The sequence below is a fragment of the Geomonas paludis genome, from assembly GCF_014193585.1.
Taxonomy (GTDB): domain Bacteria; phylum Desulfobacterota; class Desulfuromonadia; order Geobacterales; family Geobacteraceae; genus Geomonas; species Geomonas paludis.
Genome location: NZ_BLXY01000015.1, coordinates 62,867 through 80,064, shown reverse-complemented (window position 1 = coordinate 80,064; position 17,198 = coordinate 62,867). Strand labels below are relative to the sequence as shown.

The following is a 17,198-nucleotide window of genomic DNA, read 5'->3' as shown; positions in this document are numbered from 1 at the left end:
GCACAAGGTGGCTATAACCGCTACGATGCGAAAGCTCCTGGTCATACTGAATGCAATGCTCAGAGATAACCAGCCTTGGAGCGATAGCCACGCTTTTGCTTGACAGAGAACACGGTTGCTTTGCGTTAAAGCTTTATGCTGTTCGGCCTCCGTCTCAAATGCTTTTTGCTTTTAGCGCCTTTGCGGCTTTGCGTGACCTGCTTTTTGTGTTATCTTCCCCCGCGACAAAATCCGCAAGAGGTACCGATGACGCAATCCTTCATTCACATCGAATCACCCAACTACCTGAGACTCCAGGACCTTCCCACCCCGCCCGACTGGCCGGGCATTTTCGGCAACGACAACAGGCTTGCCCTCGAGATCGGCTGCGGCGTGGGTGACTTCATGCTCAAGACCGCCCTGGATCAGCCCGACACCAACTTCGTCGCCATCGATTTCTACAACAAGGGATGCGACAAGACCTGCCGCCGCATCGACCGCCATGGCGTCACCAACGTGCGCGTGGTGCGCGACGAGGCCCGCGCCTTCGTCACCGAGCGCATCCCCAAGGGGAGCCTCTCCGCCGTCTACATCAACTGCCCCGATCCCTGGCCCAAGAAGCGGCATCGCAAACGGCGCCTGGTGAACAAAGAGTTCATCGAGTTCCTCCTGGACTACATGGTTCCCGGAGCCGATTTCTTCTTCGCCACCGACTTCGACGACTACGGCATCGACGTCGCCAACGCGCTCCCCGGTATTGCCGCCCTGGAAAACCAGTTCGGGATCGATCTCTACCGCCACGAGTTCCCCGGCTACCACCTCTCCAAGTACATGCGCAAGTTCATGGCGGAAGGGAAGCAGATCTACTTCATGCACTACAAGGTAAGGTAGCTTGATAGGTGAAACCGAAAAAACGCAGGCCGACATCGGGTTGCGTGGCGTTGAGGAGAGAGACCTCGAGCGTTGGAGGAATGAAAACAGGAAATCGTTTGAGTCCTACAACGAAATGATAGAGGGCGGGTTGCTTTCGGATGACATGGGAGTCATCTGAAGTATCAGTCACTTTACCAACTTGAAGAGGGGGCCGTGATGATCACGGCCCCCTCTTTTTTGTCTCGACGTGCTTTACTCCCCGAACATCCGCATCAGGTGCCCCTTGAGCGTCGCCTCGAAATCGGCCTCGCGGTCGCCGCGGTAGACGAGCGATGAGCCGATCTCGGCGGCGAGAATGGCGAAGAGGTACTTCTGCGGCAGGTTCCTGATGCGCTTGGCGTACTTGGGCTCCTCCCTCAGCATCTTGGGCAGGTGGGCGAGGATCGCCTTCCGGTAGATGGGCTGCAGGCAGAGCTGTGGCCGGTTCTGGAAGAAGCGGTAGATGGTCGCGTACTGCTCGTTGATCTCGCCGCTTAAGGCGTCGGAGATCTCGGTGCACAGAAGTCCCGGCTGTTCGCGGCGCCGTTTCAGGATCAGTCGCGCCTCGTCCGCCGCACGCTGTTCCAGTATCTCCAGGACGTCCTGTACGTAACGCTCCTTGTGCGCCATGAATTCCGTCTCGGTAAGGAGCAGGTTGGCGATGATCTCGTAGGAGGAGGAGATGACGCCGCACTTGTTGGCCGAGGCGTCGCGCATGATGATGACTCCCTTCTTCTGCAACTGCACGCGCGCTTCCGGAGTGATGAAGGAGTTGGCCCCCTCGACGATGGCTCCCGCGGAAGGGGCGCCGTTGGGCAGCAGGTAATTCTGCCAGTTGTCCTTGTCGATCGTCTCCGGTCGCCCGCCTGCGGGGATGAAGAGGTCGGTCTTCACCGTGAAGGGAAGGCCTGCATAGACCCTGGAAAACTCGTCGGTGGAGATCCACTCCTCCCTGAGCCCCTCGGCGGTCTTGCTCACCTTCCGGTACAGTTCGCGCAGTCCGTCGCGCCGGCTGCCGCTGCGGTAGAGCAGGAAGCCCCCCGGGTGCAGCGCCTGCGGATCGAAGGCATCCAGATCCTGCTGCAGCACGATGCGCCCCAACTCCTTGCGGTCAGCCCCCTCCGGATCGCACAGGGCGGCGGTGCCGTCCAGCACCAGCTTGATGGCCACCTGCGGGGCGCGCTCCAACAGGATGCGCATGGCGTTGCCCGCGACGTCCCCGTTGGGGCCGCCGGTGAACTTGACGCTGAAGGGGTCGCGGTAGATGTCGATGCCCAGCTCGGCCATGGTGATCTCGGCGAACTTCACCACGCCGGTCGAGGTGACGCCGTACTCCTTGTGGTTGATCCCCACCTCCTTGCTGGACATGATGCCGATGCCGAGGATGTAGCCGCGCCGTTTGGAGATGCGCGCGATGTTCTCGATCATGGAGTCGTGCATATTCTCGTCCGGCCCCAACTCGATCGGCTCGTCTTCCCGGTAGTAATCCACCACCGCGGGCGACCTGGCCACCCCGTGATCGGTCACGAAGATGTCCAGGAAGGCGTTGGTGACGCCGTGCTGCAGCTTGTACAGGCGCCAGTTCTCCATCTGGCGCTCGCCGCCGCGCTGCAGGTCGGAGGAGTCCAGGATCAGCACCAGCTTCGAGCCCCCCTCGTAGATGTCCTTGTTCTTCAGGTGCTGGGTGTGCGCCAGCACGAAGTTCTCCCTGAAGATGGTGTTCGAGTTGGTGATGAAGTCGTCCATGTTGCGGGCGATGACGGTGCGCCAGCCGCCGCGCGCGATGTCGGAAAAGCCGATGTGGTAGCCAAACCCGAAGCGGCTGAAAAAGAAGGTGACCCGGAAGGGGAGCGCCTGCGGCAGGTCTGCCGTAAAGGCCGGCCCCAGTTCGGTAAGATACGTGGGGTCGAGCCGGAAGGCGAAGGCCTGCTTCTCCAGCACGAAGAAGTTGGTCTTCAAGGTATGGGTGATGAAGATGAGGCAGCAGCGGTAGATGGCGCGGCGTACCTCGTCCAGGTAGCGGTGGCCCGTGTTGTAGTCGCTCACCGCCCGCACCGTCTCCTCCCTGATGGAAGCGTAGAGCGGGTGGCTCTCGGTGATGGCGGGATCGAAGCGGGCCTTGAACAGCTTCACAAGCTGCAGCGACATCTCGGGGTGCGCGTGAAAAGCGTTCTGCACGTCGTCCAGTCCGAAGCGGTCCGGCTGGTTGTGGGCCAGGTTGGTGTGGCAGAACGCGATGAAGGCGTTCACGAGGGATGCTTCCTCGCCGGCCATGACGTTGTTGGTGACGAACTCGCGGTAGGTGTAGCTCTTTGTCGAAACGATCTGGGTGTTGTAAAGCTCCTGCTGCAGCCTGCGGTACAGCTCCGATCCCGGCTCCAGCACCTCGCCGGAGCGCCGGTTCACCAGGAATGTCCCCAGGAAGTAGGGGTGGATGCCGTTGGAGATAGTGAGACAGTAGGCGCGGTTGACCCCCAGGTCGAGCCGGTTGAACACCTCCATGAGTTGCAGCAGGAACTCCTTCTGGGGCGGGTTGGCCACCGCGAAATGCACCCTCGATATCTTGACGTCCGGGGTCGGCTCGACGTGCAGGTACAAGCCGCCGCTCCTGCTCGACTTCTGCAGCAGTTGCAGCACCTGGGCCACACGCAGCGGCGAAGCCACCTTCACGTAGCTTTCATTGTTGAGCCACAGGATCTTGAGCAGGCGGTCGAACTCCTTCATGTCGAACTCGGGGTAGGTCGCGCGCAGCTCCGCGGCGATCTTGCGCATCAGCCCCAGGGGGAGTTGCAGATCCTTCCAGGCCTTGATGTCGTCGTTACTCTTGCGGTCGAACTCGAAGCGCTGTATCTCCAGGGCCTGATTCATGCCGGGCATGGGGCCGTCGGAATGGGTGATCATGGCATAGGAGATCTCCCGGTCCTGGAAGTGCCGTAGCGAATCGTACAGCGAGCCGGGTTCGTTGACCCTGGCCAGGATCAGGCTTTTGTCGCGGTCCGCCAGGATCAGGCGCCGGTTGCTCTTGAGGGAACGAAGCTCGCGCTCCAGAAGCAGAAGCGCTTCCGGCTCGTCCTGCATCGATGTGAAGAAGTATGGATTTACCTGCTCTCTCAGCCACTTGCGGTTCTCGGAAAGCTCATTGGCGACGCTTCTTCTGACATTGGCCTTGCTGGTCATGCTTCATTCCCCTTTGGCTTCGATATAACTGCTCCCGCATCAGTATATCAGTGACAATTGCGGTTTGCTTTATCGATCTCGCTTGTGATCGAAAAAAGTTTATTCTAAATAAACGAAGTCGCATCACCTCCCGGTGATGACACTGCTTTGCAAAACAACATCCGTAGCTGTGGAGAGAGATTGGCAGGAACAAACCAGTTGAAACCGGACCTGCTACTGGGTATGATGCCCGGACCGATAGATCGTTCGGGATGGAGGAGCAGTGCAGAGATATTTAACTGCCGAGGTACCCGGTACCGGCGGCACCATAAAAAATTCCCCCGAGGAGTTCATTGTAGAGGAGATACCCGCCTATCTGCCCAGCGGGCAGGGGGAGCACTGTTACGTCGCCATCGAGAAACGCGGCATCACCACCTTGGAGGCGGTGCGCCGCCTCGCCAAGGCGCTGGGCGTGCAGGAGCGGGATGTCGGCTATGCCGGGATGAAGGACGCCGTAGGCATCACCCGCCAGACAGTCTCTATCCCCCGCGTCGCACCCGACAAGGTGCGTGCGCTGGACATCCCCGGCATCAAGGTGCTCTCCGCCGTCCTGCATGGCAACAAGCTGAGACTTGGGCACCTGAAGGGGAACCGCTTCGAAATCAGGGTCCGTGACGTGGCGCCTGGCGCGCTGGCGCAGGCCGAGGCGGTACTTGCCGTGCTGACGTCCCGGGGCGTGCCGAACCGGTTCGGCGTGCAGCGCTACGGTGTTCAGGGAAACACACACGACATTGGCGCGGCCATGCTGCGTCGGGACTTCAAGGCTGCGATCGACACGCTGATCGGGGATCCCACCCAGGTGGCCGATGAGCGCTGGCGGCAGGCTATCGAAGCGTACCGGCAGGGAGACCTGGCCGGAAGCCTCTCCCTGTTCCCCGGACACTTCCGTACCGAGCGCGAACTGCTGGGACGATTGCTGCAGCGTCCCGACGCCTACGAGAAGGCCTTTCACGCGGTACAGCCGCGCATGAAAAGGCTGTACCTCTCCGCCTTCCAGTCTTCCCTGTTCGACCTCGTGCTGGAGCAGAGGATGGATCGTCTGGACCAGGTGGAAGAGGGTGACATCGCCTTCAAGCACGACAACGGCGCCTGTTTCCTGGTTCAGGACCCCGCCGCCGAGGCGCCGCGCGTCCAGGCCTTCGAGATTTCGGCTACCGGCCCCATGTTCGGCTGCACCATGATGGAAGCCAAGGGGGCGCAGGGGGAGCTGGAAGCCGGGATTCTGGCCGCCGAGGGGCTGGTACCAGACAGTTTCAATCTCTCCGGGGGGCTGCGCATGGAAGGGGAGCGCCGCCCGCTGCGCGTGCCGCTGTCGGCTGCCTCAGTGCGTCAGGATGACAGCGACCTGCTCTTCGACTTCTCTCTGCCGCGCGGAGCCTACGCCACCTGCGTCCTGAGCGAGGTAATGAAAGATCAATAAATCCGTCCCCCCGGGGGTGGAAGGAGTTAGTTGTGGAGAAACTGCAATTACAGGCGCCAGCCAAGGTGAACTACCGGTTGGACGTGCTTGGGAAGAGGCCGGACGGCTATCACGACCTGCGCATGGTTATGCAGCGGGTCGGTCTGTGTGACGAGATCACCATTGCCTTGAGCGTGACCCCCGGCATCCGCGTCACCTGCGGCAAGAAGGGTGTACCCGACGGGCCCGGCAACATCGCCTGGCGCGCGGCCGATGCGCTCCTGAAGCTGTCCGGCAAAGAGGCAGGTATCGACATCGTCATCGACAAGCGCATCCCGGTGGCCGCCGGTCTGGGCGGTGGCAGCAGCGACGCCGCCACCGTGCTCATGGGCGTCAACCGGCTCCTGGGACTGGGGCTTTCCGATGAGCGGCTCATGGAGATAGGGGTGAAGCTCGGTGCCGACGTCCCCTTCTTCATCTTCAAGAAAACCGCTTTGGCTGAAGGGATTGGCGACAAACTCACAGCCATGGCATCCATGCCGAGTCTGTGGGTGGTTCTGATAAATCCCGGCATCCATGTCTCAACCGCCTGGGTCTATCAAAATTTAATATTGACAGAGAAAGGTCCCGCCACTATAATCCGCGATTCATACAGCAGTGCGGCAGAAGTTGCCGAGCTTTTGTCCAACGACCTCGAACCGGTTACCTGCGGGAAACATCCGCTGCTGAACGAGGTGAAGGACATGCTGCTAGCGGCCGGAGCCAGCGGTTCCTTGATGTCCGGCAGCGGCGCCACCGTCTTCGGCATCTTCGAAGACGAAGCAGTCGCCAAGAAAGCTGCAACTGATATTGCCGTAGCGCGCGGCTGGTTCGCGGAAGCGGTGCAGACGCTGTAAGAGAAACGAATAGATTATTGGGGCGTCGCCAAGCGGTAAGGCAACGGGTTTTGATCCCGTCATTCCCAGGTTCGATCCCTGGCGCCCCAGCCACATAAGAAAAAGGGTTAGCTCACCGAGCTAACCCTTTTTTCATTCCCACCCAAGCCTGTTGCCTTTAATCGTACCCTCCCAAACTCCCTCAGCTTATTTCCCATTCCCTTTTGCTAGGTAGCTCGTAATCAGGTTGCGGTAGTTGGGAATGTGATTGGAGAAGAGGTTGCCCAGTCCTTCGATGTCGTTGCGCCAGTCGCGGTGCAGTTCGCACGCAACGCCGAACCAACTCATGAGCTGGACCCCGGCTGCCGCCATCCTCGCCCACGCCGCGTGCCGCGTCACCTCGTTGAACGTCCCCGAAGCGTCGGTCACCACGAACACCTCATACCCTGCCTCTACCGCAGAAAGAGCGGGGAAGGCGACACAGACCTCGGTCACCACCCCGGCAATGATAAGTTGCTTGCAACCGGTGTTTTTAACCGCATTTACGAAGTCTTCGTTATCCCAGGCGTTGATCTGTCCGGGGCGCGGGATGTAAGGAGCATTGGCGAAGGTCTCCTTAAGTTCAGGCACCAACGGCCCGTTGGGCCCCCCCTCGAAGCTCGTGGTCAATATGGTGGGCAGCTTGAAGTACTTCGCGCAGTCGGCCAGAGCGAGCACGTTGTTCTTGAACTCCCCCGGGGAGAAATCCTGGACCAGGGAAATCAACCCGGACTGGTGGTCGATAAGCAGAACGGCGGCACTATCCTTGGACAATCTAGCGTATCTGTTGCTCATGTGTTTCCTCCTTTGCGGGGGCACGAGTCGCCCGGATACCAAGTGTGGTCATATTCTAGTTGCAGTGGGGCGGAGGTCAAGAAAGGTAGTAATCACTTCAGGCTGCCACTTTCCAGCCTGACGACGTGTACGTGTTTGCACTCGCCTGGGTTTAATTTTAATAATGATCACATTAAAAATCTTGCGCTGCATGCGTCCGTTGTTTACAGTGTGCGCCCATTTAGCGGCGTTTATGCTGCGACTACAGGCCCTTCGGGCATCAAAGGAGGATTAATGTTCAAAAGATTGGCTGTGTACATGGCACTGGCAGGAAGTCTGCTCTCGGTTGCGCCTTGCTGGGCTTCGTCTACTACGACAACTGTGACACCCGACCAGGCATTGAGCATGCTGATGGCAGGGAACAGGGAATTCGTGAAAGGTGAAGTTGAGCATCTGGAGAAGATGTCGTCCCCGGCGCGCAGGACCGATCTCGTGGCAGGCCAGCACCCCTACGCGATCATCCTGACCTGCTCCGACTCCCGCGTTCCGCCGGAGATTCTTTTCGATAAAGGCCTGGGAGAGATTTTCGTTGCGCGCGTTGCCGGTAATGTCGCCTCGGCCAGTGAACTTTTGGGGAGCATCGAATACGGCGTTGAGCACCTCGGTGCCTCGCTGATCATGGTCCTCGGTCACTCCAAATGCGGCGCGGTTACCGCTACCTATGACTCGCATATTGCAGGCACCTTGCCTCCTAAGAACATCGACAGCCTCGTTAAAGCCATCGATCCTGCCGTGACGGAAGTGCTGGCCACCAACCCCACCGGGACCAAGGCCGAGGTTGTCGAGGAATGCATCGTCGAGAACGTCAAGAAGGTTGCCGAGTCGATCGAGGTCAACTCCCCGATCGTGAAGGAGTACCTGGAACTCGGCAAGGTTAAGCTCGTGAAAGCGAAGTACGACCTTGCCACCGGTGTCGTTACCGTTCTCCGGTAGTCGATCTCGGCCAAGCAAAATAAAACAACTAAAAAGAGGGGACTGGCCTTCCCGGCCAATCCCCTCTTCATGCTTTACGCTCCTTACTGCGTTCTTAGATCCGGTTTTTGAGCAGGTCTTTGCCTTTTTGCACCAGATTCGAGTTGGAGTCGATTACGTCGTTAAAGAACCTTTCCACTTCCTGATCGCCTTCGGCGTCTTTTATGTACTGGCTGCAGGTCTCAGCCGCCTGCGATGCGTTGTAGATTACGCTCACCAAGTCAAATTCTTTATTTTTAAGCAGATCTTTTGTCATGGCAAACCTCCACTGCGTGCACTCGCCTTTAGAACTTCCTCCGTCTCCCTGGGGTCTTCATCGACCATCGCGCCAGCCGGTGTAGCTGTGATGCCTATTGCCATACCGTTGGTTTCATGACCTAATGCTTATCTTACTCTTTCTCGTTCCGGCTTTCCAGATCGAAGATTTAGGGAATGACGTGAGCTTTAGACGGTGACCTGCGTACTTCCTGCCATTCACTTAAAATTTTTATGCGAAGAAGCTTCGCTTTTTGGTAAAGAACTTCACACTTCATCATAACGAACTTGCATTTCATGTGAAGAACTTGGCACTTTGGCCGACGAACTTAGCGATTCAGGAGAAGAATTTCGCACTTCAGGTGAGGAACTCCGCACTTCAGGTGAGGGACTTCCCCTCTCAGGTGACGAACTCGCATTTCATTTTGTTGATCTGACAATGAGGAGCGCGCCATGATGGCTGGCATCAAAAAGGCCGCCCGACCATGGGGGAGGGGCGGCCTTCACATCTGTGGACCTATTATAGCAGGTCAAGCAGTTGTTTTACTTCGGGGGGGCGCTTGCCGGTCTCACCGGCTGCTATGGTCCTTGGATCGAGGTTGCCGTAGTAGGCGCCGTTGGCATCGTCGTCGATCATCAAGGCGGCTCCGTTGAGGGCGATTCCAGCAAATAGGCCGCGACTGCGCGAATAGGAGAGGATCTCGCTCTTCAGGGTGACGTCGGTCGCTCCCTCGGCGCTTCGCCCCACCGGGCCTGCAGCTACGGAAGCGTCGGCTCCCAGTGTGTACTTGCCCCTGAGGACTCCGTCCACACTTTTCCTGGTTTTGAAGACGAGGATCAGGTCCGTGGATTCGGCCCCTATCTGCCACCCCAGGCTGCCGCCGGCGATCTTGACGAAGACGGGGTCGCTCCAGTTCCCTTTTTCGTCGCGCAAGGTTAGAATGCCCGTGCCGTACCTGCCGCCGACCACGAAACCAACCTTAATTACCTCGGGAACGATCATTATCCCCTGCGCGTTCTTCAGCAGCATCGGGGGAATGCCCTCCTCGGGGATCGCCTTGATCGCCTTGACGACCTCGATGCAGTCCTCGATCTTTCTAGACTCCTTCCCGGCATAGGCCGGGGCGACGGAAATTGCCATCAGGGCAGCGGCGACCGCAACTGCCAAGAGTTTCATTGTTTTCATGCTCTTGTCCTCCTTTGTGTTGATCCAGCTCATATAGGCAAATCCCCTCTGTCTCCCCTTCGCAAAGGGGAGGACGCGGGGCTCGTGCAGCGTGTAGTAGGCAGTTACGTCGCGATTCTTTACATATGATATTCCCTATTTCAGGCGCAGGAACAAAAAAAGCCGGGGCCGAGTTCTGGTGATCTTCGGCAACCCGGCTGTCTCGGTGAGACCCTGTAGGCTTTCCGCCCCATCCTCGCGGATGGTTGAGTATTGTCGTTATGTTGTCGTCACCCCGTGTCGTGACTTGGTGCTGAGGTACCTGCCGAACTCCGCATCGGTCTCGCGTATATGGTGGGTGACCCAGTTACAGAGAAACCAGAGGAGTTCGACGGAGGCCTTGGTGTCAAGTGCCCGTTTTTTCTTCAGTTGCGAAATCTTGGCCCGGAATTGCCGGTGCTCGTCCTTGTGAGTGCCCAGCTTCGGGTAGGAAGAATTCTCCATCCACCGCTCCTCGCAACCGAAATGCTGCATGGAGTAATCGATGAGGATCTCCAGCACTGAGGGGTCCAACTGGTGCCCCTCCCGGAAGTGATCGTAGGTCTTATTGAGATACTGCACCAGGCTTTGATGGTGTTGATCGATCTCTTGTATGCCGACCACATAACAGTCTTTCCATTCAATTATAGGCATACACTTTCTTCTCCTTCTTGTTAATGCACCCGGTCCTCCCCAAGCGGAGAGGGCCGGATTCTAACCGCTGCGGCTATTGCGGAACGAGGACGATATTCCCCAGATCCCTGGCCTGCCCCTGCACCACCGGCACAGCGGCCGACGAGTAGAGCACGAAGCCGTTGGAGTTTATGAAGGTCTTGTAGCCCCACCCGATCTCGCTGGCGGGCACGAAAGCCGAGAAGGGTGCCTGATACCGGCCGCTGGTATAGGTAGCGAAGATCTGGCCGGAGGCTATGGGGGTCGCATCGTTGATGGTCCCGCGACGCTTGATGGAAACGGTGGCGCTGCTCCAGTTCTGCAGGGTGTTGCTGACGTTGCCGATGATGGAGCCGAACTGGTTCAGGACGTTGGCCATCTGGATCAGCCTGATGCCGGTGGGCTTGAGGTTGTACTCGTTGCTGTTGCCGCGCTGCACGACCGCGGTGTTCGGGTCGAAGTCGATCATGACCGCGTTGATCACGCCCGGTTTCACCTCGATGGGGCCGAGGATCTTAAGCCCCGAGGTCTGGCCGCTGGGAGTGGTCAGCGGGATCTTGGTGTTCGGATCGCTCTTCAGGGTAAGGTAGTTGACCGGGGCCTGGTTCCCGTTCGGGTTTGGGTACAGAACCAGGCGGATCTGGCGGTATGTCCCCGCTGGCAGCACGATCTCGCCCAGGGCCTGCTGGACGAACTGCAGGGTCATGATGTCGATGACCTTTTCCTGCGGGTTGAACCTGGCCAGCACGGGGAGGGCCGGGTCGCTGTCAGCAGCGTTTTCGTGGCCGGCCGGCACCACCCGAATCTCCTTGATGGAGATGACCAGGCTCTGGTACGCATCGCTTGGTTTGTCGGTGATGGCGAGCTTGAGGGTTCCGGTGCTGGCGCTGCCGCCACCGCCACCGCAGCCTCCGAGGTAGACCATGGCGGCAATGATGGCGCCAATGGCGATGATGACGGATCTAAAGGCAACAGTCGTGTTTCGCATAGTCGCTAACCTCCTTTTACCCGTGAACAGCTATCAGTCCTTGTGGTGTTTTTTGTGCCCTTTCTTCTTGCCGTTGTCGTGGTGCTCTTTTCCCTTCTTCAGGTAAACCCTCTGGTGGTTTTCCACGTAATAGGGGCGGCCGGAATCGTAATAGATATGCACTCCCGGAGGAGCGGGGAGATAGCCGTTCAGATTGATGCTGACGCCGACGGACCCGGCTTGCGCAGTCGGGGCGGTTGCAGCGCACAGGACGCATAAAGCTGCTCCTGCCGCCAAGGTATTGAGTAAAGATCTCATGCTCATATGTGGTTCCTCCTGGTGTACCAGCCTTCGCGTGAACGCAACCGGTTGTAGTCAGACGCAAAGGGTGGTTGGATTTTGGGCAATAAAAAAGCCGGGGCCGAATATCTTTGTGATATTTCGGCGACCCGGCTGTCTCGGTGAGACCCTGTAGGCTTTCCGTCCCATCCTCGCGGATGGTTTAGTATTATCGTCTATCGTATGGGGTGGAAAATTTGGTGGAACGATAGCTCAAGGCGGAAACCCTGTCAAGGAAGCTTTTTGAAGCCGCGATCATTTTTCTTTCGCTGGATCAATGCACCGAAGCAAAATCACTAAAGTTTCCCCTGCATTTGCCGAATTGATACAGCATGGAGGCGGTCATTGAACTGTCTCGTTTTTAATGATCATGGGCTGTATCGGGAGAGGGCATGGTTAGAAGCATCCTTGAAATCGGTAATGCCAAGTACAAGATCGACAGAATCGCACTGGGACGCTTCAGAGACGAGGTGCGTCAGAACTGGAGCAGGGAGAGTGCCGAGGCTGCGCCGGAAGCCGGCGGCGACGTCACGCTGGACGAGTCGCTGGATGCGGTGTTCCTGGAAGTGATGCAGTTGTACAACGAATACGCCAAAAGCGAGAGCATCGATGTCCTGCTGCGATTGAAGGATAAGTTGGAGCAGGTTTCGCTGCGCTACAAGAGCCTGGCGCTGGCCGAAGAGGTGCTCAACATCAACAGCTGCCTCCCCTACGAAAGACGTATTCCCAAGGATTGCGAGATCAGCCCCACCAAACACTGAACGGGGGGCGCTGGCGGTCAGAAGATAGCCAGCGCCGGTTCCCGGATGTCGTTTCTCTCTTCCTCGCTGACGGGCGTCTCCTTCCTTAGCGTTTCCCACTCCTGCATGAGCTTTTCCGGCTCCGAAGTCTGCTGCTTGAGCAGTTCCAGCAGTTTCAATTCGGCGTCACCTGCAAATCCGATGAACTTGACACCAACCATAGAGAAGAAGCAGTGCACCACGCTTACCCTAATGATCAAAGGTTCTTTCCCCGGCTCGAGCCGGACGGTGAGCGTGCAGGACTCGTTGACCGGCACCATCAGGCACTCGTCGGCGCTGATCAGGGCGCCGCGCAGACTCACGTTCTCAAGGCGGCAACGATATTTGATGTCATGATGAACCAATTCCCCGGGGGCACTGTATGCGACCCGGTGAAAACGCCGCTGTTCCATGCTGGTATCCTCCTCGCAAACGTCCGTGTTGTTCGGCAGGTTTCTTATCGTCAGGTTGGATACTAACTGTAGCGGTTTTTGTCAACAATCCGTTGTGGCGCAGGTTTTTTTAGTGCAAGAAGCGGTGTCTCTCACCCGAGCCCGGCAGAGGGCGTCCCGGCGAGGAGGGAGGGGGGCTCTCATGATAGCTTTTCGATTGACTTCACGGGGCAACTATTGTATTAAGTAGCGTTTCCTGGGTTTTGGATGCAGGCTGCCCCGCCGTGGCGACCGGTGCACGTGCAGCCAATTTATAAAAGAAAAAAACAAAGAGGGCCGGTGCATTGATGGAAAACAAGATCAGGGTGTTCAGCGGTAACTCCAATCCGGTTCTGGCAGAGAAGATCTGTGACTGCCTCAGGGTCCCCCTGGGCAAGGCCAAGGTGAGGACCTTCTCCGACGGCGAGATCATGGTCGAAATCGGCGAGAACGTGCGCGGTCGTGACATCTACGTGGTTCAGTCCACCTGCTGCCCGACCAACAACAATCTGATGGAACTGCTCATCATGATCGATGCCCTGAAGAGGGCGTCCGCAGCGACCATCACCACCGTGATCCCCTACTACGGCTACGCGCGCCAGGACCGCAAGGCTGCCCCCAGGACCCCGATCACCTCCAAGCTGGTGGCCGACCTGATCACAGCAGCCGGCGCCGACCGCGTAGTTACCATCGACCTGCACGCAGGCCAGATCCAGGGCTTCTTCAACATCCCGGTGGATAACCTCTACGCTGCGCCGGTTCTCCTGGCTCATCTGAAGAGCCGCTTCGCCGACGACCTCGACAACCTGGTCATGGTATCGCCGGACGCAGGCGGCACCGAGCGCGCCCGTGCTTTCGCCAAGAGGCTCGGCTGCACCCTGGCCGTCATCGACAAGCGCCGCACCGGCCCGAACGTGGCGGAGGTCATGCACCTGATCGGCGACGTGAAGGGCAAGAACGCCATCATCCTGGACGATATGATCGACACCGCCGGCACCCTGACCCATGCCGCCCAGGCTCTGAAAGATCACGGGGCCGCCAACGTCTATGCCTGCGCCACCCACGGCGTCCTTTCCGGCCCGGCCATCGAAAGGATCAACAATTCCGTCATCGAGAAGGTGGTCATCACCGACACCGTTCCGCTGGGCGAGAAGGCAGAACAAACCGACAAACTCAGGGTGCTTTCCGTAGCAGACCTTCTGGCCGAGGCGATCCGCCGCATCCACGAGGACGAATCCGTCAGCTCCCTTTTCGTGTAGTACTTAAATAAAACTGTCATTGGAAGATCAAATACCAAGATTGACATCGGAGGATGTATGAGTAAGCAGGTGCTGAATGTTGAACTGAGGGAAAAAACCGGCAAGGGTATCTGCCGTCGTCTGCGTGCCGCCGGCCGCGTTCCGGCCGTCGTGTATGGTAAGGGCATCGAGCCGGTCAGCATTTCGCTCGGCCTGAAGGAACTGACCGAAGCCATCGCCGGCGAAGGCGGCCGCAACCACATCCTGACCCTGCAGGGCGTGCCCGCACTGGAAGGCGCCAACGTCATCGTTGCCGACCTGCTGCGCGACTCGCTGAAGAATCACGCACGTCACGTCGACCTGCACAAGATCAACCTCGCCGACAAGGTGAAGGTACAGGTCAAGCTGAACCTGGTCGGCACCCCGGCCGGCGTCAAAGCTGGCGGCTTCCTCGATTTCGCCATGCACACCGTTGAAGTCGAGTGCCTCCCGGTTCACATCCCGGCGCACATCAACGTCGACGTCGTCGACCTCGCTATCGGCCACTCCATCCACGTGAGCGACATCAACGCCCCGATTGGTACCGCCATTCTGAGCGATCCGAAGGCTCCGGTGGTCAGCATCCTCGGCCGCAAGGCTGCAACCGAGGAAGAGGCCGCCGCCTAGTCCAGGACCGTTATGGCAGCAAAACTGATCGTAGGGCTCGGCAACCCCGGGCCCAAGTACACATGGACCCGCCACAACGCGGGTTTCATGGTTTTAGACCGCTTGGCAAGCCTGTCCAACATCGCCGTCACCAGGAAGGCCTTTTCCGGTCTTGCCGGTGACGGCAACTGGGCGGGCGAGCGGGTCTATCTCCTCAAGCCGCAGACCTTCATGAACCTGTCCGGCCGCTCGGTGGCCGAGGCGCTCCGCTTCTACAAGCTGTCCCTGTCTGATCTCATCGTGATCCACGACGACCTCGATATCCCGTTCGGCAAGGTGCGACTCAAGGAAGGGGGCGGTCACGGAGGCCACAACGGCCTGCGCTCGCTGGGGCAGGAATTGGGATCGAACGCCTTCGCGCGGGTGCGTGTCGGCATCGGCCGGCCCCTGCACGGCGACGTGGTGAACTTCGTCCTGACCAACTTCGCCAAAGAGGAGATGAACGAGCTGCTGGAAGTGCTGGATACCTCCCTGGACGCCATGGAGATGGCGATCAAGGAAGGGATGCCCAAGGCGATGAGCATCTTCAACGCGAAGTAACAGCAAAGCAGGTCGAGACTAAGACTAAGATAAAGACCCCCCTCGCCCTTTGGGAGAGGGGCAGGGGTGAGGGGGCTACGGCCGCCGTCACACTTAAAGGAAACACACATGGGTTTCAACTGCGGCATAGTCGGTCTCCCCAACGTGGGAAAGTCCACCATCTTCAACGCGCTCACCTCGGCCGGTGCCGAGTCCGCCAACTACCCCTTCTGCACCATCGATCCCAACGTCGGCATCGTATCGGTGCCCGATCCGCGCATGGACAAGCTTGCCGAGATCGTGCACCCGGAGCGGATCCTCCCCACCACCGTCGAGTTCCTCGACATCGCCGGCCTTGTCAAGGGGGCGAGCCAGGGTGAGGGGCTGGGCAACAAGTTCCTGGGCCACATCCGCTCCGTGGACGCGATCCTGCACGTGGTGCGCTGTTTTGAGAACGAGAACGTGGTGCACGTAAGCGGCAGCGTGTCGCCGGTGCGCGACATCGAGGTGATCCAGACGGAACTGGCGCTGGCCGACCTCGATACGGTGGAGAAGCGCATGCAACGCACCGAGAAACAGGCGCGCAGCGGCGACAAGAAGGCCAAGGAAGACGTCGAGTTCTGCCAGAAGGTGAAGTCGGTCCTGGAAAAGGGGCTCTCGCCGCGCGACCTGCCGGAGAACGAGGATGAAAGACTGATCCTGCGCGACATGCACCTGATGACCGCTAAGCCGGTGCTCTACGTCGCCAACGTGGCCGAGGACGACCTCGAGGGTAAGCACCCCTACATCGAGGAGGTGCGCCAGTTCGCCGCTAAGGAAGGCAACGGCGTGGTCACCATCTGCGGCTCCATCGAGGCGGAGATTTCCGAGCTTGCCGGGGAGGAGAAGCAGGCCTTTCTCGAGGAGATGGGGCTTGCCGAGTCCGGCCTGGACCGTCTGATCCGTTCCGGTTACGAACTGCTCGGGCTCATCACCTACTTCACCGCCGGCGTCAAGGAAGTGCGCGCCTGGACCATCACCAAGGGGACCAAGGCCCCCGGGGCCGCCGGCGTGATCCACTCGGATTTCGAGAAGGGGTTCATCCGTGCCGAGGTAATCTCCTACGACGACTATATCGCCTCGGGCGGCGAGTCGGGCGCCAAGGAAAAAGGCCTGATGCGCCTGGAAGGAAAAGAATACGTGGTGCAGGACGGTGACGTCATGCATTTCAGGTTCAATGTTTAAAGGCAGATCAAGATTGAGATTAAGACTAAGCGAAAACCTGTGCAGTGCGTTTTGGCGGGTCATGCCATGACGACTCTGGCCTCTACTTAATCTTAATCTTTGTCTTAATCTGTTTTTTGCCTTGTCAAAGCTTAATATCTGTAGTAATAAACAGCGTTCACCAGAACGGCCTGAAGGCCGTATCTCCTTGCTCCGGGTTGGACCGGGGCTAAATAAACCGTGAGGAGGCTTAACAATGAGCAGGATGTACGAGACGATTTACATCGTCCAGCCGGACCTCGGTGACGAAGAGATCAAAGCTCTTTCCACCAAGGTGCAGGACGTAATCGCCAGCATGAACGGCGATTTCAAGAGGCTTGAAGACTGGGGCACCAGGAAGCTGGCTTACCCGATCAACAAGAACCCCCGTGGCCGTTACTTTTACCTCCGTTTCGACGCAGATGCCCCGCTGATCGCAGAGCTGGAGCGTCGTCTGCGCCTTGACGACAAGGTGATCAGGTACCAGAGCGTGAAGCTCGAGCAGGAAGTGGTTGCACCGGCAGCCGCTCCGGCCAAAAGTGCCGAGGAAGGGACCGAGGAAGTGGCTGCGGCTGCTACCGAGGCTCCGGCCGAAACGACTACTACGGTGGAGGAATAAGA

18 protein-coding genes, 1 tRNA gene, 1 pseudogene and 2 riboswitches are annotated in these 17,198 nt (G+C 58.6%); of the genes and pseudogenes, 12 read left to right on the top strand and 8 right to left on the bottom strand.

Annotation, left to right across the window (positions count from 1 at the left end; all coding sequences use genetic code 11):
• A pseudogene (locus H7687_RS19830) lies at positions 1–103 on the top strand (IS110 family transposase); the annotation flags it as partial.
• A gap of 143 nt (positions 104–246) precedes the next feature.
• Positions 247–870, top strand: a complete 624-nt coding sequence (gene trmB / locus H7687_RS19825) for a tRNA (guanosine(46)-N7)-methyltransferase TrmB (protein ID WP_183350649.1) — start codon at positions 247–249, stop codon at positions 868–870.
• Between the two features lie 234 nt (positions 871–1,104).
• Here trmB and H7687_RS19820 read toward each other — a convergent pair whose 3' ends face one another.
• Complete coding sequence (locus H7687_RS19820) at positions 1,105–4,068, bottom strand: NAD-glutamate dehydrogenase domain-containing protein (RefSeq protein ID WP_183350647.1); 2,964 nt, start codon at positions 4,066–4,068, stop codon at positions 1,105–1,107.
• A gap of 262 nt (positions 4,069–4,330) precedes the next feature.
• On the opposite strand from H7687_RS19820, the gene truD reads away from it, so the two are divergent.
• From truD to H7687_RS19805, 3 genes are all read left to right on the top strand, one after another.
• A complete protein-coding gene (truD, locus tag H7687_RS19815) occupies positions 4,331–5,527 on the top strand; it encodes a tRNA pseudouridine(13) synthase TruD (RefSeq protein ID WP_183350645.1) in 1,197 nt (398 codons plus the stop codon).
• 32 nt (positions 5,528–5,559) lie between these two features.
• Entirely contained in the window at positions 5,560–6,402 is an 843-nt protein-coding gene (gene ispE / locus H7687_RS19810) for a 4-(cytidine 5'-diphospho)-2-C-methyl-D-erythritol kinase (protein WP_183350643.1), read from the top strand.
• A gap of 18 nt (positions 6,403–6,420) precedes the next feature.
• A tRNA-Gln gene (locus H7687_RS19805) sits at positions 6,421–6,495 on the top strand.
• A gap of 93 nt (positions 6,496–6,588) precedes the next feature.
• On the opposite strand, the gene ycaC is transcribed toward H7687_RS19805, so the two are convergent.
• A complete protein-coding gene (gene ycaC, locus H7687_RS19800; RefSeq protein WP_183350641.1) occupies positions 6,589–7,215 on the bottom strand; it encodes an isochorismate family cysteine hydrolase YcaC in 627 nt (208 codons plus the stop codon).
• Between the two features lie 411 nt (positions 7,216–7,626).
• Here ycaC and H7687_RS19795 point away from each other — a divergent pair, with 411 nt between their 5' ends.
• A complete protein-coding gene (locus H7687_RS19795; protein ID WP_246405024.1) occupies positions 7,627–8,187 on the top strand; it encodes a carbonic anhydrase in 561 nt (186 codons plus the stop codon).
• Positions 8,188–8,281: 94 nt separating this feature from the next.
• Here H7687_RS19795 and H7687_RS19790 read toward each other — a convergent pair whose 3' ends face one another.
• The 5 genes from H7687_RS19790 to H7687_RS19770 all read right to left on the bottom strand — a co-directional run bounded on the left by H7687_RS19790 (position 8,282) and on the right by H7687_RS19770 (position 11,642).
• Positions 8,282–8,482 (bottom strand): hypothetical protein, encoded by a 201-nt coding sequence (locus H7687_RS19790; RefSeq protein ID WP_183350636.1) that lies wholly within the window; start codon positions 8,480–8,482, stop codon positions 8,282–8,284.
• Positions 8,483–9,001: 519 nt separating this feature from the next.
• Positions 9,002–9,667, bottom strand: a complete 666-nt coding sequence (locus tag H7687_RS19785) for a lipid-binding SYLF domain-containing protein (protein WP_183350634.1) — start codon at positions 9,665–9,667, stop codon at positions 9,002–9,004.
• Positions 9,668–9,851: 184 nt separating this feature from the next.
• Positions 9,852–9,928: riboswitch (cyclic di-GMP riboswitch) on the bottom strand.
• Positions 9,926–10,339, bottom strand: a complete 414-nt coding sequence (locus H7687_RS19780) for a bacteriohemerythrin (protein WP_183350632.1) — start codon at positions 10,337–10,339, stop codon at positions 9,926–9,928. It overlaps the preceding riboswitch by 3 nt.
• Positions 10,340–10,412: 73 nt before the next feature.
• Positions 10,413–11,345 (bottom strand): DUF4382 domain-containing protein, encoded by a 933-nt coding sequence (locus H7687_RS19775; protein ID WP_183350630.1) that lies wholly within the window; start codon positions 11,343–11,345, stop codon positions 10,413–10,415.
• A gap of 33 nt (positions 11,346–11,378) precedes the next feature.
• A complete protein-coding gene (locus H7687_RS19770; RefSeq protein ID WP_183350628.1) occupies positions 11,379–11,642 on the bottom strand; it encodes a hypothetical protein in 264 nt (87 codons plus the stop codon).
• 122 nt (positions 11,643–11,764) lie between these two features.
• A riboswitch (cyclic di-GMP riboswitch) is annotated at positions 11,765–11,841 on the bottom strand.
• Positions 11,842–12,055: 214 nt separating this feature from the next.
• Here H7687_RS19770 and H7687_RS19765 point away from each other — a divergent pair.
• Complete coding sequence (locus tag H7687_RS19765; protein WP_183350626.1) at positions 12,056–12,424, top strand: hypothetical protein; 369 nt, start codon at positions 12,056–12,058, stop codon at positions 12,422–12,424.
• Positions 12,425–12,441: 17 nt separating this feature from the next.
• Here the strand turns inward: H7687_RS19765 and H7687_RS19760 are convergent, their stop codons facing one another.
• Entirely contained in the window at positions 12,442–12,855 is a 414-nt protein-coding gene (locus H7687_RS19760; protein ID WP_183350624.1) for a PilZ domain-containing protein, read from the bottom strand.
• A gap of 326 nt (positions 12,856–13,181) precedes the next feature.
• On the opposite strand from H7687_RS19760, the gene H7687_RS19755 reads away from it, so the two are divergent.
• From H7687_RS19755 to rpsF, 5 genes are all read left to right on the top strand, one after another.
• Positions 13,182–14,132 carry a ribose-phosphate pyrophosphokinase gene (locus H7687_RS19755; protein WP_183350622.1) on the top strand — a complete coding sequence of 317 codons (951 nt, stop codon included), beginning with the start codon at positions 13,182–13,184 and terminating at the stop codon, positions 14,130–14,132.
• Positions 14,133–14,189: 57 nt separating this feature from the next.
• Complete coding sequence (locus H7687_RS19750; protein ID WP_183350620.1) at positions 14,190–14,777, top strand: 50S ribosomal protein L25; 588 nt, start codon at positions 14,190–14,192, stop codon at positions 14,775–14,777.
• A gap of 12 nt (positions 14,778–14,789) precedes the next feature.
• Positions 14,790–15,356 (top strand): aminoacyl-tRNA hydrolase, encoded by a 567-nt coding sequence (pth, locus tag H7687_RS19745; RefSeq protein WP_183350619.1) that lies wholly within the window; start codon positions 14,790–14,792, stop codon positions 15,354–15,356.
• A gap of 108 nt (positions 15,357–15,464) precedes the next feature.
• Positions 15,465–16,559: a redox-regulated ATPase YchF gene (ychF, locus tag H7687_RS19740; protein WP_183350617.1), complete on the top strand. Its 1,095-nt coding sequence runs from the start codon at positions 15,465–15,467 to the stop codon at positions 16,557–16,559.
• A 235-nt stretch (positions 16,560–16,794) separates the two neighbouring features.
• Positions 16,795–17,196, top strand: a complete 402-nt coding sequence (rpsF, locus tag H7687_RS19735; protein WP_183350615.1) for a 30S ribosomal protein S6 — start codon at positions 16,795–16,797, stop codon at positions 17,194–17,196.
• The last annotated feature ends 2 nt before the right edge of the window (positions 17,197–17,198 follow it).